The organism is Gluconobacter sp. P5E10 (assembly GCF_018812145.1).
GTDB classification, from domain to species: domain Bacteria; phylum Pseudomonadota; class Alphaproteobacteria; order Acetobacterales; family Acetobacteraceae; genus Gluconobacter; species Gluconobacter cerinus.
Genome location: NZ_JACRVZ010000006.1, coordinates 48,227 through 74,891, shown reverse-complemented (window position 1 = coordinate 74,891; position 26,665 = coordinate 48,227). Strand labels below are relative to the sequence as shown.

General features: G+C 58.0%; 20 protein-coding genes. 10 read left to right on the top strand and 10 right to left on the bottom strand.

Annotation, left to right across the window (positions count from 1 at the left end):
• Positions 1-31: 31 nt before the first annotated feature.
• The 5 genes from dprA to KP707_RS13275 all read left to right on the top strand — a co-directional run bounded on the left by dprA (position 32) and on the right by KP707_RS13275 (position 7,468).
• Positions 32-1,219 (top strand): DNA-processing protein DprA, encoded by a 1,188-nt coding sequence (gene dprA, locus KP707_RS13295; RefSeq protein WP_211503406.1) that lies wholly within the window; start codon positions 32-34, stop codon positions 1,217-1,219.
• Between the two features lie 20 nt (positions 1,220-1,239).
• The gene (topA, locus tag KP707_RS13290; protein ID WP_211503405.1) at positions 1,240-3,945 is read left to right on the top strand and encodes a type I DNA topoisomerase; all 2,706 of its coding nucleotides are present in this window, start codon (positions 1,240-1,242) and stop codon (positions 3,943-3,945) included.
• Between the two features lie 169 nt (positions 3,946-4,114).
• Positions 4,115-5,809 (top strand): S41 family peptidase, encoded by a 1,695-nt coding sequence (locus tag KP707_RS13285; protein ID WP_408871102.1) that lies wholly within the window; start codon positions 4,115-4,117, stop codon positions 5,807-5,809.
• Positions 5,810-5,835: 26 nt separating this feature from the next.
• A complete protein-coding gene (locus tag KP707_RS13280; RefSeq protein ID WP_046900928.1) occupies positions 5,836-6,177 on the top strand; it encodes a DUF1491 family protein in 342 nt (113 codons plus the stop codon).
• A 142-nt stretch (positions 6,178-6,319) separates the two neighbouring features.
• Positions 6,320-7,468, top strand: coding sequence for an OmpA family protein (locus KP707_RS13275; protein WP_211503403.1), 1,149 nt, complete (start codon positions 6,320-6,322; stop codon positions 7,466-7,468).
• Positions 7,469-7,609: 141 nt separating this feature from the next.
• Here KP707_RS13275 and KP707_RS13270 read toward each other — a convergent pair whose 3' ends face one another.
• Positions 7,610-8,161 carry a hypothetical protein gene (locus KP707_RS13270; protein WP_046900929.1) on the bottom strand — a complete coding sequence of 184 codons (552 nt, stop codon included), beginning with the start codon at positions 8,159-8,161 and terminating at the stop codon, positions 7,610-7,612.
• Between the two features lie 317 nt (positions 8,162-8,478).
• Here KP707_RS13270 and KP707_RS13265 point away from each other — a divergent pair, with 317 nt between their 5' ends.
• The 3 genes from KP707_RS13265 to KP707_RS13255 all read left to right on the top strand — a co-directional run bounded on the left by KP707_RS13265 (position 8,479) and on the right by KP707_RS13255 (position 12,035).
• Positions 8,479-9,039 (top strand): hypothetical protein, encoded by a 561-nt coding sequence (locus KP707_RS13265; RefSeq protein ID WP_249203008.1) that lies wholly within the window; start codon positions 8,479-8,481, stop codon positions 9,037-9,039.
• Between the two features lie 81 nt (positions 9,040-9,120).
• Positions 9,121-11,136: a DNA topoisomerase IV subunit B gene (parE, locus tag KP707_RS13260; RefSeq protein WP_211503402.1), complete on the top strand. Its 2,016-nt coding sequence runs from the start codon at positions 9,121-9,123 to the stop codon at positions 11,134-11,136.
• Positions 11,137-11,138: 2 nt separating this feature from the next.
• Positions 11,139-12,035, top strand: a complete 897-nt coding sequence (locus tag KP707_RS13255) for a DMT family transporter (RefSeq protein WP_046900260.1) — start codon at positions 11,139-11,141, stop codon at positions 12,033-12,035.
• Between the two features lie 19 nt (positions 12,036-12,054).
• Here KP707_RS13255 and dld read toward each other — a convergent pair whose 3' ends face one another.
• From dld to ileS, 5 genes are all read right to left on the bottom strand, one after another.
• Positions 12,055-13,770, bottom strand: a complete 1,716-nt coding sequence (gene dld / locus KP707_RS13250) for a D-lactate dehydrogenase (RefSeq protein ID WP_211503401.1) — start codon at positions 13,768-13,770, stop codon at positions 12,055-12,057.
• A 165-nt stretch (positions 13,771-13,935) separates the two neighbouring features.
• Complete coding sequence (gene mutL, locus KP707_RS13245) at positions 13,936-15,798, bottom strand: DNA mismatch repair endonuclease MutL (RefSeq protein ID WP_215769421.1); 1,863 nt, start codon at positions 15,796-15,798, stop codon at positions 13,936-13,938.
• 39 nt (positions 15,799-15,837) lie between these two features.
• On the bottom strand, positions 15,838-16,413 hold the full coding sequence (locus tag KP707_RS13240) for a DUF3035 domain-containing protein (RefSeq protein ID WP_064274244.1): 576 nt from the start codon (positions 16,411-16,413) through the stop codon (positions 15,838-15,840).
• Between the two features lie 49 nt (positions 16,414-16,462).
• Positions 16,463-16,975 carry a signal peptidase II gene (gene lspA, locus KP707_RS13235; RefSeq protein WP_080951423.1) on the bottom strand — a complete coding sequence of 171 codons (513 nt, stop codon included), beginning with the start codon at positions 16,973-16,975 and terminating at the stop codon, positions 16,463-16,465.
• Positions 16,975-19,821: an isoleucine--tRNA ligase gene (gene ileS / locus KP707_RS13230; protein ID WP_211503400.1), complete on the bottom strand. Its 2,847-nt coding sequence runs from the start codon at positions 19,819-19,821 to the stop codon at positions 16,975-16,977. The genes lspA and ileS overlap by 1 nt, the downstream gene beginning before the upstream one ends.
• Before the next feature lie 219 nt (positions 19,822-20,040).
• On the opposite strand from ileS, the gene KP707_RS13225 reads away from it, so the two are divergent.
• Together KP707_RS13225 and KP707_RS13220 are read left to right on the top strand one after the other, a co-directional pair.
• Positions 20,041-21,006, top strand: coding sequence for a TraB/GumN family protein (locus tag KP707_RS13225; protein ID WP_211503399.1), 966 nt, complete (start codon positions 20,041-20,043; stop codon positions 21,004-21,006).
• 89 nt (positions 21,007-21,095) lie between these two features.
• Positions 21,096-21,875, top strand: coding sequence for a tetratricopeptide repeat protein (locus KP707_RS13220; protein WP_211503398.1), 780 nt, complete (start codon positions 21,096-21,098; stop codon positions 21,873-21,875).
• A gap of 18 nt (positions 21,876-21,893) precedes the next feature.
• Here the strand turns inward: KP707_RS13220 and KP707_RS13215 are convergent, their stop codons facing one another.
• The 4 genes from KP707_RS13215 to KP707_RS13200 form a co-directional block, all read right to left on the bottom strand.
• On the bottom strand, positions 21,894-24,281 hold the full coding sequence (locus KP707_RS13215) for a TonB-dependent siderophore receptor (RefSeq protein ID WP_211503397.1): 2,388 nt from the start codon (positions 24,279-24,281) through the stop codon (positions 21,894-21,896).
• Between the two features lie 217 nt (positions 24,282-24,498).
• On the bottom strand, positions 24,499-25,422 hold the full coding sequence (locus KP707_RS13210; protein ID WP_046900269.1) for a bifunctional riboflavin kinase/FAD synthetase: 924 nt from the start codon (positions 25,420-25,422) through the stop codon (positions 24,499-24,501).
• Positions 25,419-26,099: an acireductone synthase gene (gene mtnC / locus KP707_RS13205; RefSeq protein WP_211503396.1), complete on the bottom strand. Its 681-nt coding sequence runs from the start codon at positions 26,097-26,099 to the stop codon at positions 25,419-25,421. The genes KP707_RS13210 and mtnC overlap by 4 nt, the downstream gene beginning before the upstream one ends.
• A gap of 9 nt (positions 26,100-26,108) precedes the next feature.
• Positions 26,109-26,663, bottom strand: a complete 555-nt coding sequence (locus tag KP707_RS13200; RefSeq protein ID WP_046900271.1) for an acireductone dioxygenase — start codon at positions 26,661-26,663, stop codon at positions 26,109-26,111.
• Between the last annotated feature and the right edge of the window lie 2 nt (positions 26,664-26,665).

The following is a 26,665-nucleotide window of genomic DNA, read 5'->3' as shown; positions in this document are numbered from 1 at the left end:
CCGTTAATGAAATTCGGATAGGAGCGAAAACATGACGACGTTTTCTGCTCCACCGTTCCGGTTGTCTGATCAAGAGCGACTCGACGCGATGCGTCTTGCTCGCACGCCGGGCGTGGGTCCGATCAATTTTTCAAGGCTGCTCTGCCAATATGGCAGCCCGACTGCGGCTCTTTCCGCACTTCCGGAACGGATGCGTCAGGCTGGCCGTCTGGATCTTCCGGTTATTCCATCGGCTAACCAGATGGCCGATGAAGTTGAAACCCTCCGGAAAATGGGTGGAAACGTTTTGATCCGGGGAGACGCCAATTATCCCCTGATGCTGTCCTTCATCAAAGACGCTCCACCTGTGCTCTTTGTTCAGGGAGATCCAGCTAAACTCTCTCTGCGCTCTGTCGGCATTGTGGGAGCACGCAATGCTTCAGCTGCGGGCATTCGCATGGCCGAAAGCCTCTCTGCCGAGCTGGCAGACTCGAAAATCTGTGTTGTTTCAGGTCTGGCTCGTGGGATCGATTCGGCTGCTCATGAGGCAGCCCTTTATCCCGGCCTGACGGCGGCGGCTGTCGCTGGAGGACTGGATCATGTGTACCCACCAGAAAATGCAAAGTTGCAGGCCAGTATTGCCGAACGCGGGTGCCTAGTGACAGAGGCGCCATTGGGTACCGTTCCCCAGGCGCGACACTTTCCTCGCCGCAATCGGCTGATTGCCGGGATCTCTCTGGGATGCGTTGTTGTGGAAGCCGCACTGCATTCCGGAACGCTGATTACGGCCAGTCTGGCGATCTCATACGACAGAGAAGTCTATGCCGTTCCCGGCTCGCCACTCGATCCCCGGTCTCGCGGCGGCAATGAGCTTTTAAGGCGAGGAGCGACGCTCACGGAAAATGTGCAGGATATTCTTTCTTGCCTCCCTTTTGAGCTCCCGGTTCCCCTTTCACCTCCATGGGTAAAGCAGCCGCACCAACCTGGTATTTTGCAAGGCTTTTCAGAACCTTACACAGCATGGAATGTGAGTACGGAGAATCACTGGGAAGACCCCGATCTTGTACTGTCTGAGGTGCTTCCGCTTCTCTCCATGACACCGGTAACAGTTGACGAGGTGATGCGCCGCTGCCAGTTCTCCGTTTCGGCAGTACTGTCGACACTGACCGAGCTTGAGCTTGGGGGTGTCGTGGAGTTCGTGCCCGGCGGGCGCGTGGCGTTACAGCCGAACAGGAAGTGACGCGGAAGACCGGAGTGGCAATGACAGACGTTGTGGTAGTCGAGAGCCCATCAAAGGCCAAGACGATCAACAAGTATCTGGGAAGCGGGTTTACCGTTCTTGCTTCCTTCGGCCATGTGCGGGATCTGCCGCCCAAGGACGGGAGCGTACGCCCGGACGAGAACTTTGCCATGAGCTGGCAGACGGACGACCGGGGCGCCAAACAGATTGCGGCCATTGCCAAGGCTCTCAAGGGAGCAAAGAACCTCTATCTGGCCACTGACCCGGATCGCGAAGGTGAAGCAATCTCGTGGCATGTGCGCAGTGTCCTTGAAGAAAAGAAGCTCCTGAAGGGAATCGACGTTCATCGCGTCACCTTCAACGAAATTACGAAATCTGCTGTCACTGCCGCGATGGCTGGCCCACGTGAGCTGGATCAGCCCCTGATTGACGCTTATCTGGCCCGTCGTGCGCTGGACTATCTGGTGGGCTTTACGCTGTCGCCCGTGCTTTGGCGTAAGCTGCCGGGCAGCAAGAGTGCCGGCCGCGTGCAGTCCGTAGCGCTCCGCCTCATTTGTGAGCGTGAAGCCGAGATCGAGGTTTTCAAGCCGAAGGAATACTGGACCGTTACTGGTGGGTTCAATACTCCGGCGAAAGCAGCTTTTCAGGCGCGCCTCACCCATCTGCGTGGTGACAAACTCGACCAGTTCGATCTCAATAACGAGCAGCTGGCCTTTGAAGCTCGTGACATCGTACAGGCCGGTCAGTTCACCGTTCGCTCTGTCGAGCGCAAACGGACGAAGCGCAACCCACCACCGCCATTCACGACCTCTACGCTTCAGCAGGAAGCCTCCCGCAAGCTTGGCATGAGCGCGCAGACAACGATGCGCACGGCCCAGCAGCTTTATGAGGGCGTGGATCTTGGTGGTGAGACGATCGGTCTGATCACCTACATGCGAACCGATGGCGTCACGATGGCCAAAGAAGCAATCGGTGCGATTCGCGGGCATATCGGCAAGGCGTTTGGGGACGAGTACGTGCCGGATTATCCGCGTGCCTATTCGACAAAAGCCAAGAACGCGCAGGAAGCGCATGAAGCCGTGCGCCCCACGGATGTGTTCCGCACACCTCAACAGGTCGCTCATGCGCTGTCTCCTGAACAGCGGCGGCTATATGAACTGGTCTGGAAGCGCGCGGTTGCGTCACAGATGCAGTCTGCCGAACTGGATCAGGTTGCAGTCACCTTGGCTGATGCCAGCGGGCAAACACTGCTTCGGGCGACAGGTTCGACGATTGCGTTCGACGGCTTCCTGAAGCTTTACATCGAAGGCAAAGACGATTCGAAGGCGGAAGACGACGACGGCAAACTGCTTCCTGCCATGAAGGAAGGGGACCGCGTCGCGACGACGGCTGTTGACGCTGAGCAGCACTTCACCCAGCCGCCGCCGCGCTATTCCGAAGCGTCTCTGGTCAAGAAAATGGAAGAGATCGGCATCGGTCGTCCTTCCACCTATGCCTCTGTTCTGGGCGTTCTGCGGGACCGTAACTACGTTCGACTGGAAGCCAAGCGCTTCCTGCCGGAGGACCGCGGACGACTGGTCACAGCGTTCCTGACGTCCTTTTTCGAACGTTATGTCGATACCGGCTTCACGGCGTCTCTCGAAGAACAGTTGGATGACATTTCCGGTGGCCGGGCTGACTGGCACGATGTCATGGCAGCCTTCTGGCATGACTTCTCGGCAGCCGTGGATCAGACAAAAGATCTGAAAATCTCGGACGTCATTGACGCTCTGGATGAAGATCTGGGCGACCACTTTTTCCCGCCCAAGGACGACGGTACTGATCCTCGGGTCTGCACATCCTGCGGAACAGGCCGTCTGGGGCTGCGTCTTGGCAAGTTTGGCGCCTTCATCGGCTGCTCCAACTATCCGACCTGCCAATTTACGCGACGTCTGGTCGCTGATGACGGTGCGGATGAGGGCCTCAAGGACGGCATCAAGGTTCTGGGCCAGCATCCGGACACCAGTGAGGATATCACCATTCGTCGTGGGCCCTATGGACTATACGTCCAGCAGGGGGAACCCAACCCGGAAGACAAGAAGGCCAAGCCCAAGCGTACAACCATCCCCAAGGGTCTGGACGGCAATACCATGACCATGGAACAGGCTCTGGGACTTCTGTCCCTACCCCGCCTGGTTGGGATGCATCCGGAAACTGGGGAAAAGATCGAAGCCGGCCTTGGACGGTTTGGGCCCTATGTGAAGATGGGTGCGATCTACGGCACGCTGGACAAGGACGATGACGTCCTGACGGTTGGGCTGAACCGGGCAGTCGACAGCCTGGCGAAGAAGCTTGCCTCCATCCGTAACCTGGGAGCACATCCCAAGGACGGTGAGCCGGTCATGATCCGCAAGGGTCGTTTTGGTCCGTATGCGCAGCATGGCCAGTTGATTGCCAATCTGCCCAAAGATCAGGACATGAACGACATCACGCTCGATGCTGCGGTGGCGCTCCTGGCTGAGAAGGGCAAACCTCTGAAGGGTGCAGCCAAGAAGACCCCTGCGAAGAAGGCCCCAGCCAAAACGGCAAAAAGCAAAAAAACTTCGGATGTGGATGCAACTTCTGGCGAAGAAGCTCCAAAGAAAAAGACGACCCGCGCCACAACAAAAACTTCGACGGCGCGGAAAACAGCCGGATCCGCAACGAAAAAGCGGAAAACGGCAGCAGACTCTTCCTCGGAAGCCTGAAGCGTTACTCTGGAGGGGGTGTGACCTGGTTGCACTCCTTCCAACAATGTCATTGGTGTGTCTTTACCGGGGCCGAAGTTTGTGGCGTGGTCCAAAGATGGATGGGGTAACCACTTCCTTCTTTCCGCCTCTCCTCAAGGACCCCTCTTTGCGCCATGCCGCACGTCCCATGATCCTGTTTCTGTCGCATATTCGCGAGACGGCGTGCCGCCCGGTTCTTATCCTCAGCCTTCTCACACTGGCGCTGGGAGGGGGTATCCAGCCTGCTCTTGCCCAGACGCAGGCCACGCCATCAAGCAGCACACCTACAGCACCTGAAGCCGCTCCGGCCTTTGCTGGTGGCATGACCAGGGACGTTCTTGTCGCCGCCCTTGGGTTTCTGGCGCCACGAACCCTTGATGCCCATTCCGCGAGGGAATTCTGTATCTGGGGACTGGATGGGCTAACGGCGATTGATCCCACGATTATCGTGACAACGAACCCTGCTGAGGATCGTGACGGTCAGCATATTCCTGAAACCGTGACAATCACGCGGGGGCAGAAGGCTTTCTTCAAGCATCCCCTCCCCGCTGATACCAGCCGAACCGGATGGGCCGATCTTGTAACTGCCGCCATGGACGCTGCCTGGTCCCACTCATCCACGATCCGGGATGCGGGTGATGATGCCCTGCTTCAAGGGTTCTTTGATGAACTGTTCAACCACATGGACCCGTATTCACGGTATCTGGGACCGACCCCGGCGGTTGCGGACCGAACACGCCGTACCGGCCAGAGCGGCACTGTAGGCCTGACACTGGGACAAAAAGGTCATTCGATTGTTGTGACGGCTGTTAATGCCAATGGACCGGCCTGGGAGGCTGGGGTGGATATGGGACAGCGTCTGGTCTCGGTAAATGGAAAATCTACGCACGGACAGTCTCCTGATACCGTCCAGAGCTGGCTGGACGGAGATGAGCGCACAGCCGTATCTCTGGCCCTGGCTTCCAAGGGCAAACGTCCGGCGACCTTGAAGCTGATGAGAGCGCAGGTCCCGCCCGAGACTGTTTTTGCATCTACGATGGATGCCTACACGCTTCTGAGGATCACTTCCTTTTCGACCCAGACGGCTGAGGAAATCAGCCAGTATCTCGATCAGGTGGTGGAAGATGACACACCTGATGGCTCTGGTGCCACGCAGGCAGCAGGCAAAGCAAAGCGCCCTGCCGGGATCATTATTGATCTGCGCGGGGACCGTGGCGGCGTTCTTCAACAGGCTGTTACGGCTGCCGCCTTGTTCCTCGATCATGGCGTAGCAGTCACGACGCATGGCCGCGATCCTCAAGCCAACCACATCTGGGCCGTTCAAGGCGGCGACATGACAAGTGGAGCGCCAATTGTCATTCTCGTGGATGGTCGCACAGCAAGTGCAGCAGAAATTCTTGCCGCAGCCTTGGCCGATCATCGCCGCGCCGTCGTCATTGGCAGCGAGACCTTGGGCAAGGGTCTTGTGCAGGTGATTGGCCAGATGCCCAATGGCGGCGAACTGTTCGTGACATGGAGCCGCAATCAGGCCCCGCTGGGCTGGCCCATTCAAGGTCTGGGCGTCATGCCTCAGGTTTGCACCTCCCGGGGGAGCGATGACCTGCATGCGCAGCTTGACGCTCTGAAAAACGGAAACGCCCCGCAGGCAGGCGCCGTTCAGATGGCTCGGGCAGCGCGCTACCCTGTTCCTGTCGCCCGAATTCTGGACATCCGACGTCATTGCCCGGCAGCGATCGGGACAGACGCAGACATGGACACGGCAAGATTCATGCTGTCTTCTGCTTCGGCCTACAAGGCAGCGCTTGAAGCTGTCCCTGACGAAAATACCGCACCTCTGCACTAACTTTTCAGGATATGGACGGAACTTTCATGGGTGCACGTTTAAAAACAGGTCTCTGGGTGCGCGCCGTGATGCGACGGATTTCTTCCGACGGCACGTCCGCCATGGTTCTGAAAAAGGGTGATGAGGATGCTGGAGCCGTTCTGATCGTTCTCAGGGACCGCGACGACAATGTTGCCCTTCTTCGTGAAAATGGTTCGGACTGGATTCGGGCAGACGTTGAAGGCGCTGCAGGACTGGAAGACTATCTGGAACGCCAGCGTCGTTATGATCCGGACCTCTGGGTCATTGAACTGGAAGTTCGGAATGTGGCCACGCCGCTGGAACGAACACTCGGTTCGCGTCGCGCAGATCTGGACGTGATGCACTGAACTGTGGGAGGGAGGACACACTGGGCGACGAACATGCCCATTGTGAAACTTTCGCATCACCCATTAAAGGGTTCGGCGCGTTGCCATCGCCTGTAGTTTCGGCAAGAAGACTTTCAAATTGGGTTGGTTGGAGAGAAATGACATGATGCAGCGATCCGTTTTCAGGACCTGGCTTGCCCGGGCCGGGCTCACTGCAGGCGTTTCGATGCTGGTCATGGGGGCCGCAGAGGCGCAGCCGGTCAGGGGACTGTACGTTTCCGGGTCTGGCGGCGCGAGCTTCAACCAGGATCAGACAGTCCGTCTTTCTCCTGTCTTCCCGAGCGGCCGTGACCATTATCAGGCAGGCGTCACGGGACTCGGCAGCGTTGGCTGGGGCCTCGGAAACGGGTTCCGGGTCGAGGTTGAGGGAAATTACCGCAACAATCGTCTCCAGCAGTTCAAGAGCAGCCTATTCCCGTCGTCTGTTGGTGGTCGCCAGGAGAGCTACGGCGTGATGGCAAATGCCCTGTTCGACATGGATATCGGCCAGTCCTGGGTTTATCCGTATTTCGGCGCAGGCGTAGGCTACGGCTGGCAGTCCATGAACACCTATGTTCATGCGCCTAGCGGTGCATTCGACCAGCACGTCACGGGTACGGCAGGAAACTTCGCCTATCAGGGCATCTTCGGTCTGTCCTTCCCTGTTCCCTGGGTGGTTGGTCTCTCTGCCACGACAGAATACCGTTTCTACTCCCTGCTTGGGCCTAACGGTCATCACGCTACGGCGACAGGCGTTTACGGCGGCTGGGATCAGAAGCAGGCTTATGGCTCTTCCACGGGCAACCGCGATACCCGCACGAACTTCAATCACTCGCTGCTCCTAGGCCTGCGTTACGAGTTCAACCCGGCTCCGCCGCCTGCACCACCGGCTCCAGCAGTGATTGCTGCGCCCGCACCAGCCCCGACACGCACGTATCTGGTTTTCTTTGACTGGGATTCGGCTGCTCTAAGCGAACGTGCGAAGTCTGTGGTGGCTGAAGCTGCCAAGAACTCCACTTCGACCCAGGTCACGCATATTGAAGTCAGCGGATATACGGACACGTCCGCTGCCCAGCCAGGGGCACGCGGTCAGGCTTACAATCTTGGCCTCTCCAACCGTCGCGCCGAAAGTGTGAAGGCTGAGCTGATCCGTGACGGTGTGGCAGCTGGCCTCATTTCAACACAGGGCTTTGGCGAGGCTCACCCCCTCGTCCCGACAGGCCCGAATGCTCGTGAGCCTCAGAACCGCCGCGTTGAAATCGATTTCAAGTAAGGTTTAGCCTTACGTTTTAAACGGCCTTGAAAGCCGGCGCCCTGAACTGGGTGCCGGCTTTTTTTCATGTCTGATCTGGTAAAAACGATACAAAAAAAGCGGGGATAAACCCCGCCTTTTTCGTCACGAAGCTAAAGAGCTTCAGTGCTTGCGACGTGTCGTCTGACGCGTAGCTGTCTTCTTTTTCGTGGTGGTTGTAGCAGCCTTCGGCGTCGGTGCCGTAACAGCAGGCTTGGCAACAACAACGCCGGTCGCGTCCACAGTGATGTGTACAACGAGGTGTTCGCGCTTCTTGCCACCACCTGGGATCAGCTCCGCCGTGAACGTGTCTGCGCCAGCATAGGCCGTTGCAGGGGTATAGTTCACGTAGGTGTGGCCATCGTAGTTGTAGAGGAAAGCCTTGCCGTGTGACGGCGCAGGATTCACACCGAAGGAGGAATAGCTGCTGCCGAAGGATTTCTGCACGGAGATCGCGCAGAGGCCATCGTCACTGCGAACGGTCATGTCCACGTTCATCGTGCCATCAGCGGCGGTTGTGACCGGCGAGACGTGGCAGACTGCAGAAACCTTCTGGTAGCCGAAGGGGTTCGGCGTCACAGAGCGTTGAACGATCGCCTGCTGTGCGCAGCCGGAAAGAAGCAGGGAAAAGGCAAAGGCCGATCCCAGGGTAATGACGGAACCTCGCAGGCGCACGGTCAACTCCAACGCTCGTGACAGACTTAATGCCGCGCTTCCCGCGACAAGATAGACGTTCGCATGTAGAACAGGACGCGGCGGGGTGAAAGCCTGTCCGTCTCCCTTAAGCGCACTTTCAGGGCTTTTTCTGCGGTCGGCGCGATAAATTACAATTGAGAACGCGAACGCCCATTTTCCGCCACGAAATTATGTTGCAGGTAAAGAGCTTGCCGCACGTTTCTCACATGCGGATTCATCTTTCCGCGGGCCGCAAGCCCGGATTATGCTGTCTGTCTGTTTACCGGCCATCAGTCCCGGCCTTGTGGAGTTTGTCGATGCCTTCGTTTTTCCGTCGTTCCTTCGTCCGTCTGGCTGGTGCTGGCCTGGCGTGCACAACACTGTTTGCCGCTCATGCTACGCCAGCTTTCGCAGCTGAGTGCGGCAACTCCCCGGCTCATGAAGCTTTTGACGTCGCGGGCCTGAAGTCCGAACTGATGGTAACGGCTCTCTCCTGCAAGTCGCAGGATCGCTACAACGCGTTCGTTGCCAAGTTCCGCCCGTCCCTTCTGGACGCGGAAAAGCGCCTTGATGGCTATTTCCGCACCACATACGGCCGCCGCGCTCAGGCGGCTCACGATGATTACATCACGCAGCTGGCTGATGTGCAGTCCCTTGGCGGTCTGAAGTCCGGCACGGTCTTCTGTGAACAGCGCACAGCCATGTTCGATGAGATCGATGCCCTGGAAACAGGATCTGATCTGGCTCACTACGCCGAAGCCAAAGATGTCGCCCAGCCTGCGTCCTATGAGAGCTGTGCAGCACCTGCCACGGTTGACCGTCGCCCGCGCCATGGCACAACCAAAAGCACCACGACGCGTCGCACGCACCGCGCCTGATTTGCTGCCAAAAGTCCGTCGTTCTGTTCCATCCGGAAGCGTTCTCTTGACGTTCCGGACTGGGACGGCGACAACGCAGACATGAGCGATCTGTTCGAGTCAGGCAAAGCAGGAAATACCAAGGCGACTGGCGGCCGCAAAGGCGCCGTCAACACGGATTATGGCGCACAGGATATCGAGGTCCTTGAAGGACTGGAGCCTGTTCGTCGTCGCCCTGGAATGTATATCGGTGGCACGGATGATAACGCCTATCATCACCTTGCCTCCGAAATTCTCGATAACGCCATGGATGAAGCCGTAGCCGGCCATGCCAGTAGCATCGAAATGCGACTGGAAGGCCCGCGGACCCTCATGGTGCGCGATAACGGTCGCGGCATTCCAACGGACCCTCATCCCAAATTCCCGGATAAATCCGCGATGGAAGTGATCTTCACGACGCTTCATGCGGGCGGAAAATTCTCTGGCAAGGCGTATGATACGTCTGGCGGCCTGCATGGCGTCGGCAGTTCGGTTGTCAACGCGCTCTCCGACAAGCTTGAAGTGGAAGTCGCCCGGGACCGGGTACTTTATCGGCAGGATTTCTCCCGTGGTGTGCCGCTTGGTCCTTTGGCCGAAGTCGGCAAGGCTCCCAATCGCCGAGGCACCACGGTTCGATTTTCGCCTGATCCGGAAATCTTCGGGAATCTTCATTTCTCCGCATCCCGCCTGTACCGGCTCTGCTGCTCCAAGGCCGCTCTGTTCCGTGGCGTCATCATTCAGTGGAAATGTGATCCGGAGCTGATCAAGGCTGGCGACGAAACACCAGTCGAAGCCACGATCCAGTTTCCGAACGGCCTCGAAGATGCCTTGACGGCAGAACTCGGTGCCAACCCTGATCTGTTGACGCCACTTTGGGCTGGAGAAGCCGAGCTTCCTCTGGCAGCCGACGGCCGGACAGGTGGCAAGGTAGAGTGGGCTGTCGCGTTTCTGGAAGCTGGCACATCCACACTCACCTCCTACTGCAACACGATTCCCACGCCGCAGGGCGGCACGCATGAAGCGGGCTTCCGGGCTGCTCTGGTCAAGGGTTTCCGTTCCTGGGGGGACCAGCGCAAGGTCAAACGAGCAGCAGCGATTACGGCTGAAGATGTTCTTGGCGCCGTTGCCGCCAAGCTTTCTGTTTTTATTCGTGACCCGCAGTTTCAGGGCCAGACCAAGGACAAACTGACCAATCAGGAAGCCTCGCGTCTTGTAGAAGGCGCCCTGCGTGACCGAATCGATCATTGGCTCGGCGGGAACCCGCAGCAGGCCGATAATCTTCTGGCGTTCATGGTGGAGCGCGCTGAAGAGCGTTTGCGCCGCCGTGAAGTCAAGGAAACAGCGCGAAAAAGCGCGACCCGCAAACTGCGCCTTCCCGGCAAGCTGACAGACTGCACCCGCGAGAACGCCTCCGAGACCGAACTGTTTCTGGTCGAGGGCGAATCGGCCGGTGGCTCTGCGCGCCAGGCACGTGACCGGGAAACGCAGGCGGTTCTGCCACTGCGTGGCAAGATTCTGAACGTCGCCTCCGCCACCGCCGACAAGCTCCGCGGAAATCAGGAACTCCGTGACCTAACAGAAGCTCTTGGCTGCGGTCTGGGGTCGTCTTTCGACATCAGCCGCCTTCGCTACGGCCGCGTCATCATTATGACAGACGCAGACGTCGACGGGGCGCATATCGCCTCCCTTCTGATGACGTTCTTCTATCGCGAAATGCCGGAACTGATCCGTCATGGTCATCTGCATCTGGCTCAGCCGCCGCTGTATCGCCTGACGCATGGGGCAAAGACGGTCTATGCGATGAACGATCAGGACCGTGACAAGCGCATCAAGGCGGACTTCAAGTCCAATGCGAAGGTTGAGGTGTCCCGATTCAAGGGTCTGGGCGAGATGCCTGTGAAGGACCTCAAGCAGACGACGATGGACCCTGCACGCCGGACGCTTCTGCGGGTTGTTGCTCTTCCTGAAGATCGCGCGCTGACAAGCGAACGCGTGGAAAGCCTCATGGGGCGCAAGCCGGAACTCCGCTTCCGCTTCATTCAGGAGCATGCCCGTTCCGTCGAAGATCTTGACGTCTGAACGTGACCACTGGTGTGCAGCCTGTTGAAAAATACGGACAACTTAAGGCGGTAGGGCTACTGATCGGGGGGATATCCTCCTTCCAGATCGGCGCCACTCTGGCGAAGGGGCTTTTTCCGCTCTTTGGTCCAACCGGGATGGTGGGGCTGCGTGTCTGCATGGCCGCACTCATTCTGCTGGCCATCTGGCGCCCGACTCGCATGACCCTGACACCAGCAGCCCTGAAGCTGCTGCTGCCTTATGGCGCGTCTGTCGCGGTCATGAACTTCTGCTTCTATGTGGCGCTGGTTCGCCTGCCACTGGGAATCGTGGTTGCACTTGAATTCACAGGCCCGCTAACGCTCGCACTTGCTGGATCACGTCGCTGGCTCGACCTGTGCTGGGTACTCTTTGTGATTTCCGGACTGTATCTGCTGCTACGCCCAGAGACGGCAGCCGTGGCCGGATCTGCCCATGCCCTGGATATATTCGGAGTCTGTGCAGCACTCCTGAGTGGCTGCGGGTGGATCGTGTACATCCTCACAGGCACACGCATGGGGAAGATCCTGGATGCGGGGCAAGCGACAACACTGGGTATGGCCACGGCGGGGATTTTTCTTCTCCCCTGCCTGATTCCCACAATTCCCACCGTCATCACGCATCCCTGGCAAGGTGGAGCGGCCCTCAGCGTAGCCGTTCTCTCCTCGGCCGTGCCTTATATCCTCGACATGATGGCCATGCGTCGCCTTCGGCCGAAAGATCTTGGAATTCTGCTGAGCATGGAGCCCATGCTCGGCGCCGTTTCAGGCTGGATCTTTCTGGGCGAAGCGCTGTCGATCACGCGATGGGCAGGCGTTCTGTGCATCGTTGTTGCGTCTCTCGGCAACGTTCTCACAGCCCGGAAAGCCACTCTGCACTGACTTTCCGGGCAAAGGATAATCAGACGCTTTCAGCAACCCAGTTCCGGCGTTTGGTGGCTTTACCAATACCCGGATTGAAGCAGTTGCATGGGTCCAGACTGCGATAGTGTTCGATCATCTCTTCCGGCGCATCGTAAAGATGACCAACGTTATGCTCGGCAGGATAACGGGCGCCCCGGGCTTCCAAACCTGGCAGCATGGAGTGCTCCACGGCCATGGCGTTGTAGCCCTTTTTCACCACGTAATCCTGATGCATCACGTGGCAGAAGAAGTGGCCGTAGTAGAGTTTGACGATCAGCTTATCTTCAATCTCTTTCGGCAGGGTTTCAAACCACTCCCGGTCATTGCGGCGCAGCGCCACATCAAGAGCAACAATGTCTTCTGCCGTCTTTGAATGAACGGCACGGTAACGGATGGCCGCTCCGGCGGCGGCAAAGCGATGGAGGAAGGCCAGCTTGCCTTCTTCCGAGGTGCAGGCAAAGAAATCGCCAGACGTTTTTGAGTGCCATTCTTCAAGATACGCTTTGACGGGCGCTGCGAGCTCCGCCGATACCTTGAGCATGAGATGATGCTCGAAACGATCCCGGAAATCACACATGCGTGCCGGGAGTTGCTTGGGAATGATCTTGCTGAACGCCTGAAGCAACAGGTCACTCAGGTGGCCTGAAATGCCGGGGATGCGCTGTACGGCAATATCGAACCGGGATTTCAGACCGAAGAACGTGGGCAGGAACCGTGTGCCCATGTAGCGAATGATGGCCGTCGTGTCCTTGCCATACACCTCGGCAATATTGAACGCGTCGCGGTGGATATATTCCCCGGCGATTGGCAGCTCGTCGAAGCTTGTCAGGATATGACGACGCAGGTCTTCCAGATCCTGCGTGCTGTTGGTCCCGATGTAGAACACCGCTGGATTCTTATTGGCCTTGAAGGTGTCGAGGCGAACGGCAAACACAACCAGCTTCCCCGCGCATCCAGCGGCTTCGTGCCAGCGGTTGGGGTCCGCATTAAAGCGTGCAGGCGTTTCAGCATCCACGTCCCGCACATGCTGGGCGTAACCAGCGTCATGGCCGCGGCCTGCGTTCCAGTCGATAGCGCTATCCGGAAGCTGCCCAGCCTGAACGGCAGAAAGAATCTGCTCCGGATCACCTGCAAGGCGGATACCCAGATGGTTGACGAGATGCAGTTTCCCATCTGCCCCCATCTGACCGAAGAGGGCCATTTCCGTGAAAGCAGGGCCGCGCTGCACCAGAGCGCCGCCGGAATTGTTACTCACACCACCCAGAACGGAGGCACCGATACAGGATGAGCCAATAACCGAGTGGGGCTCGCGGCCAATCTTGGCGAGCTTTTCTTCCAGATCATGCAGGGTCGAGCCAGGAAGACAAACAACCTGACGCCCCTCACCGATCAGGTGGATGCCATCAAGCCGGTTCGTGCTGATGATGACGATCTCGCGGTCATAATCGTTGCCGTCCGGTGTAGAGCCACCGGTCAAGCCGGTGTTAGCAGCCTGCATGATGATAATCTTGCCGCTTTCAGCACAGAGCTTGGCAGCTTTCCACAGTTCAACAAGGTTTCCCGGCTGCAGAACGGCCAGCACATCGCCGAGCCCAAACCGATATCCTTTACGGAAGCGATAAGTCGCGTTGGGCTTGGTCAGAACATGACGGCGGCCAACGACCGAACGAAGGGCATCAAGGAAAACCGTGTTCCCGCTGGAGCTGGCCGGCATGTCTGTATTCTTCCTTCAACGTTTCTGGCGTTGCTACCTTCAAAGCGCAGCCAGCGGACTCCATGGTTCCAAAATTTACGCCTGTTCAGCGACAGGCTTACAGACACACCCGCAAGAGCGCGCCGTCCATGCCTCAGATCAAGCAATAGGATCACAATTGGGCGACTATTTAATACGCCCGAAAAGACGCTCGATCTCGCTACGCGTCAGTTTTAACCAGGTTGGACGGCCGTGCGAACAGGTATTGGCGCGCGGAGTACGCTCCATTTCCCGCAAAAGGGCATCCATTTCTTCCGGTTTCAGGCGTCGGCCCGCGCGAATGCTTCCATGACAGGCCATCCGGGCCAGAATGGCATCCAGACGATTGGAAAAACTATCCGTATTGCCAGCATCAAGATCCGGATCATTGGCGAGTTCATCCGCCACATCCCGCAGAAGGCCCTGAACGTCCTTTGTGCCGAGAAGGGCGGGGACTGATCGGAGCAGCACGCTCCCTGCACCAAAGGATTCGAGGTCTATCCCCAGCCTGGACAGATCTTCAGACCGTGCCAGCAGAGCCTCAGCGTCCCGTCGGGGAAGGTCCACGACTTCAGGCAGAAGGAGAGCCTGAGACCGTAGAGTCCCGCTGGCATATTGCTCTCTTAGACGTTCATGGGTCAGACGCTCATGAGCCGCATGCTGATCCACGAGAACCAGATCCCCATCAGGGGCAACGGCAATAATGTATGTGTCAAAGACCTGAGCCACCGAAGCGCCGAGCGGAAAAGAGGCGTCAAGATGCTCTGGGACAGGTTGGGGCGCACGCGCAGCCGGCGCAAAACCGGCCTCCTGCTCAGCAAAACCCGATCGATCGGGAGCGAATGGCGCTGCCTTTGGCACACTTAAGGGCAACGATGCTGCTGGCTCTGTGCGGAACTCCTTGAAAGAAGGCAGTTCAACAGGAACGTCTGGCCGCGACGGGTAGGAAATTGAGGGACGCGCTGGACGTGACCCGAAGCTGGCGTGGATTCCGCCTCCGCCACTGGACCCATGGCCGAGTGCCCGACCCAAACCGCCAATGACGAGTGCCCGGACTTCAGCTTCATCGGCAAAGCGCAGTTCTGTCTTGGCAGGATGTACGTTCACATCCAGTCGCTCCAGAGGCACCTTGAGATGAAGAGCCATCACCGGAAAACGCCCACGTTCAATGACGGGACGATACGCCACACGGATGGCGGTCCGCAGCATGGGATCTGTAACCGGGCGGTGATTGACCATGATGAACTGGCCCGAACCGGTAGCCTTGGTTTTGGCAGGGCCACATGCAAAGCCGGACAGGCGTATATGGCCGCGCTGTTCATCAAGCGGGATCAGCGTGTCGGGTGTTGTCTCCAGAACCGTTGCCGTCCGGGCGATGGGGCTCTGTTCGGGCAGGTCAAACAGGACCTTGTCGTCCAGTGTGACGCGCATGGAGCAATGCGGCGTGCTCAGAGCCAGCCGCCGCATGACCGATTCGGCATGACTGTTTTCCACACGCGGGCTTTTAAGAAATTTGCGTCGCGCAGGGGTGGCGAAGAACAGATCCGTAACCACAATCCGCGTGCCCACCGGACCTGAGGATGGGTGCGGCGGCGTAATGACGCCTCCATCGACACGAATGCACCAGGCCGTGTCAGATTCGGCTGTTCGGGATGTAATGGAAAGGCGTGCGCTTGCCCCAATGGATGGCAGGGCTTCCCCACGGAAACCAAGCGTGCGGATCTGAACGAGACGTTCGTCCTGCAATTTGGATGTGCAATGGCGCTGGACAGCCATGTCCAGCTCTTCCGGCGTCATGCCGCAACCATTGTCCGTGACATCAATACGATCTGTGCCGCCAGCGCGAAGGGCGACCACAAGACGCGTGGCGCCAGCATCAATCGCGTTCTCGACAAGCTCTTTCAGAGCCGCAGCCGGGCGCTCAATCMCCTCACCCGCCGCAATCAGATCAACAACATGACCTGAAAGCCGACGGATGACCGGGCGTACAAGGGAAGTTTTCTCAGACAGGATGGTGACTCACAATCCTGAAGGTAGGAAGAGTGCTGTTTACAGCACGCCCAGAAAGTGACCGCTCTTTTTCTTGACGGTCGGGGTCGCGCCTGTTGCAGGGTTACGCCCCAGAGCCGAGTTCTCACGAATACGGCGGTTTTCAGCGTCCCCGTCGACCACGGAGCCAGCCTGGCCGCCCTTCCAGAACATCAGGTTGTCAACAAAGCCCGCATCGGCAGCACCGAGTTCGGCATTGTTGGGAGCACCCGAAGCCTTGTCCACCTGGCCAACTAGCGCGGACTGGCCGCTGCTGTTTTCGCCGTTGAACGGGTGAAGGGCTGCATCCGGAGACAGCGTTTCAAGAGCCTGCATCCGCGGGCTCTCGTCCGGACGGTGCGCGTCGGCAGCGCCAGGAAGCTGCATCTTCTCTGTAGGCGGCATAGACAGCGGAGCACGCGTCGTGACGGTGTATTCGTCTGGCATGTAGCGTTCCATGCCAAAGGCCCGCTCCAGATCGCTGCCTGAGCAACCAGACAGCATCAGGCCGAATGAAGCAATTGCACCCATCTGTACGCTGAGACGGGCAACTGGAAGACGGTTACGGCGCATTGAGGGACCCTGGGACGCGATCATGATGGGATAGTCCTACAGTCCACGCAGCGTGGGGGCAAGCTCCCCTTGCTCACTGCGGCTGGCTGTTACGTTCAGCAAGAAGAGAGTCGATCAGCCAGACGGCCACTCCGCACACAATACCGGCATCGGCAATGTTGAAGACATACCATGACCAGCCGAAGGCATGAGCATGAAGAAAGTCTACAACAGCGCCGTATCGCAGGCGGTCAATGACGTTACCGATGGCTCCGCCTGCGATGGCCCCGCAGGCGCCGGCAACCAGTGTTCGGCGCGTCTTTGTCATGGTCCAGACCAGCAGGCAGACAGCCAACAGCGAGACCGTGCAGAAAACCAGAGGCCCTTTGCTGCCCAGACCACCAAACATTCCAAACGTCACGGCATGGTTCCAGACCATAGTGAAGTTCAGGAATGGGAGGATCTGGACGGACCCTTTCTCCGGCAGATTATAACCGTAGAGAATCCAGTCCTTGCTGGCCTGATCCAGAACGAGGACCAGAACCAGCAGGGCAAGCCCGAGAACCAGCCGCCCCATACGGCTCATACCTTCCTGCCAAAGGGACATCAGGCACTCACCACACTGACGCAGCGACGGCACAGAGCCGGATGCTCGGCGTTTTCACCCACATCCGGAAGCACCTTCCAGCAACGGGCACATTTATGACCCGGCGCACGCTCGACTTCCGGGCCACCGTGAACTGTTTCGCCCGGAAGAAGTTCGATCTCCGCGTGGGACGTGATGAGCAGCTCTGCCCAGTCAATTCCGGTAAGAGACACTGCCTCTTCCTGTGAGATCGGAAGCGTCACACTGGCTTCCAGAGAGGCGCCGATGACGCCATCACGGCGGGCTGTTTCCAGCTCGGTCGTGACAAGGCGGCGGTAGGCGCGGATCTCGTCCCAGTTGGCGCCCAGTTCCGGGTTGTTCCACTCGGCATCAGGCTCAAAGAACTGCTCCAGATGGATGCTGCTCTCTTCACCGAAACGGGCGCTCCAAGCTTCTTCTGCTGTGAAGACCAGAACGGGTGCCAGCCAGGTGCAGAGCGCACGGTGCAGTGCATCCAGAACCGTGCGGGAGGCACGGCGCATCAGATCAGAAGGAGCGTCGCAGTAGATCGCGTCCTTACGGATGTCGAAATAGAATGCAGACAGATCCGTCGTGCAGAAACCATGCAGGGCCGGATAGACACCCACCCACTGGTGCGTCTCGACGGCCGTGCTGATTAGGCCACGCAGTTCCGAGAGACGGTGCAGGATATACTGCTCCAGCGGGGGCATTTCAGCGTAGGGGACAGCCTCTTCTTCCGTGAAGCCGTCCAGCGCGCCCAGCAGCCAGCGCAGGGTGTTGCGCAGGCGACGGTACAGTTCGCCCTGCTGCTTCAGGATCTCGTTGCCGATGCGCAGATCTTCATTCGTGTCGGAGTTCAGCACCCACAGGCGCAGAATGTCGGCGCCCAGTGAGTCCGTGACGTCTGCCGGGGCAATGACGTTCCCGAGCGACTTGGACATCTTGCGGCCCTGCTCGTCCAGCACGAAGCCGTTCGTCACAAGGGCTTTGTAGGGGGCAACGCCGCGTGTGCCAACGCTTTCCAGCAGGGACGACTGGAACCAGCCGCGATGCTGATCAGAGCCTTCCAGATAGACGTCTGCCGGGAAGTTCAGGCCTTCCTGCCCCAGAACAAACTGATGCGTGGAGCCCGATTCAAACCACACGTCCACAATATCGAAGACCTGTTCGTAATCCGCCGGGTCACGGTTTGGACCAAGGAAAACAGCCGGGTCTGTGTCGTACCAGACGTCCGCACCCTTTTCGTGGAAAGCCTTGACGATCCGGTCCATGACGTCTGCGTCACGCAGAACTTCACCGCTTCGCTTCTCGACGAAGACGGCAATCGGCACGCCCCAGGCGCGCTGACGGGAGATGCACCAGTCCGGACGCTGCTCGACCATGGACGTCAGGCGGCGACGGGCAGCCTCAGGCACGAAGGTGACAGGATCAAGCGCCTTGAGAGCCTTCTCACGCAGCTTCGTTTCCCCATCCATCGCGATGAACCATTGAGGTGTGGCGCGGAAGATGATCGGGGCTTTGGAACGCCAGGAATGCGGATACGAATGACGGATCTTGCTGCGGGCCATAAGGCCAGTCGCAGGTGCGTCATCATGTTCACCGGCCTGGCGGGCTTCCGTCAACAGATCGCAGACCGGGTCAGCGGCTTTGAAAACATGGATGCCTTCGAGATGCGGAACCCATGACGCGTAGCGACCATCATCCTGCACCAGTTCTGGCACTTCAATGCCGAACTGGCGGCAGACGATAAAGTCATCCTGACCATGAGACGGCGCCATGTGAACGAGGCCCGTACCAGCATCTGTCGTGACGAAGTCGCCCGGAAGCATCGGCACGTCATATTCATAACCACGACCACGCAGAGGATGGGCCGCAACGGCGCCTTCCAGCGCGCTGCCGGGCAGCGTGTAAAGAATGTGATGCGCACTGATACCGGTTTCAGCGCAGAAGGCCTCAACACGGTCTTCCGCGATCAGCAGGCGCGCGCCCTGTGGGACAACGCTGGCTTCCGTGATTTCATCAGCACGCAGAACCACGTAGGTGATGTCCGGACCGTAAGCGAGCGCGCGGTTGGCTGGAATGGTCCACGGCGTTGTGGTCCAGATAACGGCTGAGACGCCATCAAGGGCGTCACCCGGCGTCGGGTCCTTGATGATCGGGAAGGCGACAAAGATCGTGGTGGAGTCAACGTCGTGATATTCGATCTCGGCTTCGGCGAGCGCGGTCTTCTCGACGGGGCTCCACATAACAGGGCGCAGGCCCCGATACAGACCGCCATTCAGCAGGAACTTGCCGATTTCTCCAACGATTTTGGCTTCAGAGCTGTAGTCCATCGTGACGTAACGATTGGCCCACTCGGCCTGAACACCGATGCGTTTAAAGTCTTCCGCCTGTTTGCTCACCCACTCCGCGGCGTACTGGCGACACTCTGCGCGGAACTGAAGCAGGGGAACCTGGTCCTTGTCCTTGCCAGCCTTGCGGTACTGTTCCTCAATCCGCCATTCGATCGGCAGACCATGACAGTCCCATCCCGGCTGATAGCGGACTTCGAAACCGGACATGCGATGCGCACGGTTGATGACGTCTTTCATCACCTTGTTCAGCGCATGACCAATGTGAATGTGCCCGTTGGCATACGGAGGGCCGTCGTGCAGCGTGAAGACCGGGCGTCCCTTCCCTTCCTCACGGATTTTCCCGTCCAGATCCATGGCCGCCCAGCGGGCAAGCGTCTCAGGCTCACGCTTCGGCAGGCCACCCCGCATGGGGAAGCCGGTGCGCGGCAGGAACACAGTATCGCGGTAGCGATCCTGCTGTTCTTTGAAGGTCGTATCGGACTTGTCGGACATGGGACGGGCCAACTTTGGTCATTCACACAAAATAAGGGGGACCATATGGAGATTGGGCGGGGATGTGGTCAAGTCTTCTAAGGGTAAACCGCGTCATGTTCTGCCAAAAACGCTGTTATTCAGGCCTTCAAGACAATTGAATGACAGGTCTGGTCATGGATTGTTTCAGGGGCAGAAGCATGATCTGTTTTGGCAGAAAATCTGTACGGGGGCATTTTCATGAAGACATTCTGGCTGGCTGCGATCCTGGCGATTGCTCCTTCTCTCGCGGTAGCACAGGCCCCTCGGTGTCCGGCGCCGGCAGCTGTTCCGTCTAAATCTGATCTGCCTCATCTTCTGATGACATCCCAGGACCGCGGTTTTCTGTGGAAAGCCACGAAAGATGGTCATACGTCTTGGCTGTACGGCACTGTTCATGCCTCTCGCGAAGAATGGCTGATGCCTGGGCCGCTCATACGGTCCGCCATCCTGCAAAGCCAGGCTGTTGCGCTTGAACTGAATCTGCAGGATCCCCAGACACTGGCAGCCCTTCGCAAACCCGAAGAACCAGCTAACCGTGAAAAGCTGATTGCTTCCGGGCGGAAGAAAAAACTCGATGCCCTGGCAGATGAACTCTGTATTCCCACGGCAGGCTTTGCCACTACGGCAATCGGCCTTGAAGCGGCCGGGCTTAGCGCGTCAGCTGCCCGCGCGGATGGATATTATCCCGATTATGCCGTCGACTTTGTCCTTCAAGGAATGGCGGGCAGCCTGAAAAAGGAAGTTATCGCGCTCGAAGATGTTCAGACACAGCGTAACCTCCTGATCTCCCCGAAACTGTCCGAAGAAAACGCCTTCATTGATGAAACCATCAAGCAGATTTCCTCGGGGGAAGCGCGGAAGGATGAAGATCAGTTGATTGCGATGTGGGGGCGCAGCGATCTGACGCGACTGAACCAGTACAAACAGTGGTGCAAATGTGAGCGGACACCACAGGAGAAACGCCAGACGTTCCACATGATTGATGAGCGAAATGCAGCGATGGCCCAGAAAATCCTGACCCTTCATGATTCGGGAAAGTCCCTGTTCGTGGCAGTTGGGTCTTTACACATGGCGGGCCCAGAAGGACTTCCTGCGCTCCTGAAAAAGGACGGTTTCGACGTTCAACAGATCGTACCTGCGCCTTCGGCAAAAACGTCGTTGTAAACAGCAGGCGCTTTGCCTGAACGACCCGGGAAGCTACAGTCCGGCGGCAGTATTTTCTGCATTGGGACAGGGCGGATGGTGACCCCGGCATGAAGCGCGTTTTCAGGAAAATCTTTTCCCGCCCACCCGAACGTGAGGCAGCCCCTCCGCTGCCGTCTCATATCGAGGTCATCCGTGAGAAAGCCCTGAAAGGGCACCATCTGGAAATCGTCCAGTGGGGGCAGATCCTGCTGGAGAGCATTTATGTTCCCAAAGACCCTGTCGGGGCACTGGAATGGTTTACCATTGCAGCAAAGGCTGGGTTCGGGCCGGGGCACAATATGCGGGGCCGGTGCTTTCAATTCGGCTGGGGATGCGAAAAAGACCTTCAGGAAGCCGCCCGGTGTTATGCAGCAGCAGCTGACGCTGGAGACGAATGGGGCCGCTATAATCTGGGCATTCTGACCATGCGGGGCATCGGGCAGCCCCAAGATCTGCCAAAGGCGCTCAATCTGTTTCGAACAGCGGCGCATAACGGCCATGCTAAATCCATGAACCTGTATGCGCGTTTTCTAGAAGAAGGCTGGATTGTGCCCCAAGACCGCGCGGCAGCCTTGGACTGGTATCGGAAGTCAGCAGAAGGCGGAGATTACCGGGGGCAGCACAACTATGCGACGGCGCTGGTGGATGCAGGCCAGATTGACGAAGCGCTGGGCTGGTGGCGCAAGGCTATTGTGGATGCCACGTCTGACATTCTTCTGGCAATGAACAAGAAGCTGGCTCTTCTGGGAAACAAAAGAGACCCAGCTCTGGAAACACGGGTTCAGGACCGTCTGCAAGAAATGGGCGTGCCGCTCTCCACCGAGGACGCAAAAATCAGGCCGGAATAATCCGGCCTGACATGAGGCTCAATAATTGGCCGAAATGTTGGCCAGGAACGAGCGACCAACCGCAGGCGTTGCGCGGTCAGAGAACAGATTGCTGTAGTTCAGGCGGTTATCGAGGTTGTAGCCATTCATGGCGATCCGCCAGTGCTTTCCGAAGTTATGGGAAATCACGGCATCCCACTCCATGGTGGCGGGAACACGCGCCGTATTGGCGGCATTGAGCCAAACCCCGTCGCGCCATGTCAGCCCGCCACCAAACGTCAGATTCCAGGGACGATTGGGAGCGATGGTGTAGGTGGACCAGATGGTTGCAGAATTTTTCGGCGCATACTGAATACGCTTGCCAACATCCGCCGCCGTCAGGGAGCTGACTGTGGTTGCGTCGTAGTAAGCGTAGGTGCCGATCATGGTCCAGTTCTTCAGGATCTCACCGGACACACTGAGTTCGACGCCCTGATTGCGCTGCCTGTCGCTGGATGACGTGACATCACCGGTAGACGCATCGGTCTGCATGGCGTTGCCCTTTTCCAGCCTGAAAACAGACGCCGTGAAGCCCATGCGGCCGTGGAAAGCGTTATATTTGGCGCCGAGCTCGTACAGGCTGCTGCGTTCCGGGCTGAATCCTTCCGTTGAGGATTTCAGGGGTTCGGTTCCACTGGTCACATACAGGCCAAGGGGTGTCGTGGACTGGGCCCAGTTGAAATAGACCATCAGATTGCTGTTTGGCGTGTACATGAGGCTGACACTGGGATTGAACGTATCCTGTGTCTGCCCATAAGAGACGCCTGCCCCGGCCTCCCCACCGTTCGCCGCGTAGTGACTGTCCCAGTGATCCCAGCGAAAGCCACCGCGGACCGAGAACCATGACGTCAGCCAGAACTGTTCGGAGAAAAACGCCCCAACATCAGTCGCATCGCCTGTCTTGTAACGCGGTTGGCCGACCCCGGACACATTGACCAGATCGTAGCTGTATTGACTGGTAGACCCCAACAATAGACCCGGCTGCGTTGCAGAAGGATTGAGAAGGCTTGTGGTATCGGCCTTTGTACCGTTCTGACCGTTGAAGTTGTAAGCGTAGTTTGTGCGGCGGTCATAAACATGTTCGATATCCACACCTGCAATAATCTGGTGACGGATGCTGCCGGTCGAAAATTTCGCAACGCCGGAGAACACGTCCTGCACCGACCAGTCATTCTGCTGGTAGGGCTCTGGACCGCCAAGATGGCCACGTCTGTCAACAACCGCGGCAGACGGATTGGTGAAGAAATCCGTCGCGCAGGTTGTGTCACAGCCGGGCTGGGAGGCTGAGAAATAACGGCTGTATTTGCCGCCGCGAAGGTCGTTATAGAACGTGATGTTCTTGTTCAGGTCGAACTTCAGTCGGGCCGTCAGCATATCCACACTGGAGGCGTCCTGGTCATAGGTCGTGCCATACCAGTTGTTGCGGTTGAGCCCGTATTCCGTGATGGGGACAGCAACCTTTGTTCCCGGCTTGGTAATGACAGGCACACCATAATCCGGAACGTTGTTGCTGGTCTGATGCAGGTATTCGAGGGTGAGCGTTGTACGCTTGCCCAGGCCAAAGGCGATGGATGGCGCGATACCCCAGCGGTGGGAATAGACGTCATTCCGGCCAACCGTGTTGTTCTCGTTCCCCATACCCGTGATGCGGATGGCCGTTGATTCACCGATCTGCTTGTTGAAATCGAGAGTACCGCGATAGTAGTCAGCAGAGCCGCCTGAGAAACTGCCGCTATAGCTGTCCCCGAGGTGGGCAACCTTCGTGGTAATGTTGATCGCTCCGCCCGTCGTCCCGTTCCCGAAGACTTCCGATGATGGTCCTTTGATGACCGTGATATGGTCGTAATCAAAGCTGTCTCGGGTATAGACGCCGAAGTCACGCAGACCATTTTCGTAAATGTCGTTACTGGCCGAGAAGCCGCGGATCAGAAACTGATCTCCCGCCATTCCACCCTCGCCCTCTCCGACAGACGCGGTGACACCCGGAACATTGCGCAAAGCCTCATCAAGGGATTTGACGTTCTGCTGCTCCATCAGGACTTTCGGCACAACGTTGATGGTCTGCGGCGTGTGCAGAACATCATCCGGGAGGCGGCTGATCCCCATAGGCGTCTGCAGAATGTTCATCGGCGAACCGACGACATGCAGGTGCTCAGCCTCTGCGGCGCTGGCCTCCACACTACTGGCCTGCTGAACATTAGAATGAGGCGTTGGAGCCGTAGTTTTCGGTGTTTCCTTGGGAAGAGCTGCTGCATTGCGCCGCCCTTGTGAATGGCGCGTTTTGTGATGGTGCGAGGTGGACTGGGCATGGGCAGCCGTGCCCACCAATGTCAGACCGGCGGCAAGAGAAAGTGGCCCAAGGGGCCGAATGGAATGTTTCGGGTGCATCGCATCACGATCCTGTAAAAGGATAAAAGCGATTGCCCTTAAAGCGACAATGAGAATGATTCTCAATATAGGAAAGCGGGAATTTTACATCTTTTGTCATAAATTAGACATTCAGTGATATAATTAACACAGAGACCGCCCTGGATATGGGCATAAAAAAACAGGCTGTTCCTCACGGAACAGCCTGCTGGAAGGCTCATTAAAAATGATGCGGGTTTTAAATCTCTAGAAGACCGCGCGCCTGTTCGGCATCCTGAGCAATCTGGGCCTTGAGCTCCTCGAGCCCCGAGAAGCGCTTTTCATCTCGCAGCAGAGCAATCAGAGCGACACTCAGGGTCTTGCCGTAAAGGTCTTCCGAAAAATCAAAAAGATGAACCTCAAGACGGCTTTCCTGCCCGTCGTTGATTGTCGGGCGTCGGCCAATATTTGCCACTCCGGGGATGACACGCCCATCTGGTAGCGTCACCTGAACGGCATAAACTCCGCGTGCGGGTTCAAGATGCTGACGGAGGGGAATGTTCGCTGTGGGAAAGCCCAGAAGGCGCCCCCGCTGATCTCCGTGGATAACCGGCCCGACGATCGACCATGGCCGGCCCAGTTCCAATGCTGCCCTTTCAGGATACCCTTCCTGAAGGAGACGACGAATGCGGCTGGATGAGATAGGGCCGCCCTCATCCACTAACTGCGGCACAATCGTCAGCCCGACACCCTTTGGCGTCAGAAGCGCTTCCAGATCGTCAGTGTTGCCGGTTCTGCGGTGACCGAAGGCAAAATCTGCGCCACAGGCGACGTGACGAACACCTAGAGACCGCAGAAGAACATCCTGAACGAAGGATTCAGCGCTTAACCGTGAAAACTCTTCGTCAAACGGAATCTGGAAAACGTGCGACACCCCCTGCTCTTCCAGAGCTTTGGCGCGAACATCCGGGAGCATGAGCCGGCACGGCGGGTCCTGAGGGCGAAACAGCTCTCTGGGATGCGGATCGAACGTCACAACGGACAGGGGATGGTCTGGACGTGCGGCACGGAGGCTATTCAGAAGGTGCACATGCCCGCGATGAACGCCGTCAAAATTCCCTAGAGCGGCAACTGTACCAAGGGCGTCCTTCGGGATATCCCGCCAATCAGTGTGCAGGGTCATGTGGGGAGACTGAACTTCTGGGTAACGTCATTCAGATCCGCCGCGTGTGGTACGCCTTCATGCGGCACTGTCTGATCCTGTGGCCGCACGAGCTGACAGACCTTAAGGCCAGCTTCCAACGCAGCATCCAGTTCTGCTCCGATGTCAGAAAGGAAGAGAATATCTTCCGGCTTCAGGCCGCAGGCTGCCGCAATTTTTGTGTATGACGCTGCGTCTTTCTTCCCACCTGTGGAAAGGTCGAAAAAGCCGTCGAACAGGGACGTCAGGTCACCTTGCTCCGTATAGCCATACAGAAGCTTCTGGGATGGAATGGAGCCGGAGGAGTACACCGCGAGACGCAGGCCGCCCTCAGACCAAGCCTTCAGGGCTGGTGGAACATCCTTGTAAAGATCTGCCCGGAGCGTGCCATCTTCAAACCCCTGACGCCAGGTGATGCCCTGAAGTGTTTTGAGGGGAGCCGCTTTCTCGTCCTTTGCCATCCAGTCCTGACAGACCTTCAACGGATCTTCTCCAGGATGAGAGATGGCAATATCTGCCCGTGCGGCTACAACCTGCGGGTTTGTATGGTCTTCGATCAAAGCCGGAAGGGCCTTGGCCGCATAAGGGAACATGACGTCCCGAACGAAAGAGATCGGCAGGGTCGTGCCTTCGATATCAAGCAGGACGAGACGGATCATGTCGGACTTTCAGGAGGAAATTGAGACGTCTGCAGGGAAACGCTCGGCGATGTCATCGCCTGTATATTGCGCGATCCAGCCAGTTGTGTCGGTGAAAACGCGCAGAGCGACCACATCCGGGGACGGACCAGCATCAAACCAGTGAGGAATGCCTTCAGGCACAGAAATCAGGTCTCCGGCCGTGCAGAGAACCGAATAAATCCGGCCGTGAATGTGCAGAACGAAAGCGCCCTGACCATGCACGAAGAACCGGACTTCATCTTCGCTGTGCGTATGCTCCGAGAGGAACTTCTTGCGCAGCTCCGGCAGATTGGGCGTGGACGCATTGATGCGCACCACGTCTGCACTTCCCGCGCCCGTTTCACCCATAAGGGTGTCGAGATAGGGGCGATACGCGTCCAGAATTTCGTCCGTCGTCGCGTCTTTTGCAGGCGTGACAGGCGGCGTCCAGCGTTCAAAACGGATGTTGTGCGGACGCAGGGTCTCCGCGATTTCCCCGGGGGTAGTGACGTCAAGAAGGATCGTTTCGGGGCTATCATCCCGATAAACAGTCAGTCTGCTCATGG

Bases quoted from the DNA above. Each gene is read 5' to 3' on its own strand.
- dprA (WP_211503406.1), top strand. From the start codon at position 32: ATGACGACGTTTTCTGCTCCACCGTTCCGGTTGTCTGATCAAGAGCGA.
- topA (WP_211503405.1), top strand. From the start codon at position 1,240: ATGACAGACGTTGTGGTAGTCGAGAGCCCATCAAAGGCCAAGACGATC.
- KP707_RS13285 (WP_408871102.1), top strand. From the start codon at position 4,115: ATGATCCTGTTTCTGTCGCATATTCGCGAGACGGCGTGCCGCCCGGTT.
- KP707_RS13280 (WP_046900928.1), top strand. From the start codon at position 5,836: ATGGGTGCACGTTTAAAAACAGGTCTCTGGGTGCGCGCCGTGATGCGA.
- KP707_RS13275 (WP_211503403.1), top strand. From the start codon at position 6,320: ATGATGCAGCGATCCGTTTTCAGGACCTGGCTTGCCCGGGCCGGGCTC.
- KP707_RS13265 (WP_249203008.1), top strand. From the start codon at position 8,479: ATGCCTTCGTTTTTCCGTCGTTCCTTCGTCCGTCTGGCTGGTGCTGGC.
- parE (WP_211503402.1), top strand. From the start codon at position 9,121: ATGAGCGATCTGTTCGAGTCAGGCAAAGCAGGAAATACCAAGGCGACT.
- dld (WP_211503401.1), bottom strand. From the start codon at position 13,770: ATGCCGGCCAGCTCCAGCGGGAACACGGTTTTCCTTGATGCCCTTCGT.
- KP707_RS13240 (WP_064274244.1), bottom strand. From the start codon at position 16,413: ATGATCGCGTCCCAGGGTCCCTCAATGCGCCGTAACCGTCTTCCAGTT.
- lspA (WP_080951423.1), bottom strand. From the start codon at position 16,975: ATGTCCCTTTGGCAGGAAGGTATGAGCCGTATGGGGCGGCTGGTTCTC.
- ileS (WP_211503400.1), bottom strand. From the start codon at position 19,821: ATGTCCGACAAGTCCGATACGACCTTCAAAGAACAGCAGGATCGCTAC.
- KP707_RS13225 (WP_211503399.1), top strand. From the start codon at position 20,041: ATGAAGACATTCTGGCTGGCTGCGATCCTGGCGATTGCTCCTTCTCTC.
- KP707_RS13220 (WP_211503398.1), top strand. From the start codon at position 21,096: ATGAAGCGCGTTTTCAGGAAAATCTTTTCCCGCCCACCCGAACGTGAG.
- KP707_RS13215 (WP_211503397.1), bottom strand. From the start codon at position 24,281: ATGCACCCGAAACATTCCATTCGGCCCCTTGGGCCACTTTCTCTTGCC.
- KP707_RS13210 (WP_046900269.1), bottom strand. From the start codon at position 25,422: ATGACCCTGCACACTGATTGGCGGGATATCCCGAAGGACGCCCTTGGT.
- mtnC (WP_211503396.1), bottom strand. From the start codon at position 26,099: ATGATCCGTCTCGTCCTGCTTGATATCGAAGGCACGACCCTGCCGATC.
- KP707_RS13200 (WP_046900271.1), bottom strand. From the start codon at position 26,663: ATGAGCAGACTGACTGTTTATCGGGATGATAGCCCCGAAACGATCCTT.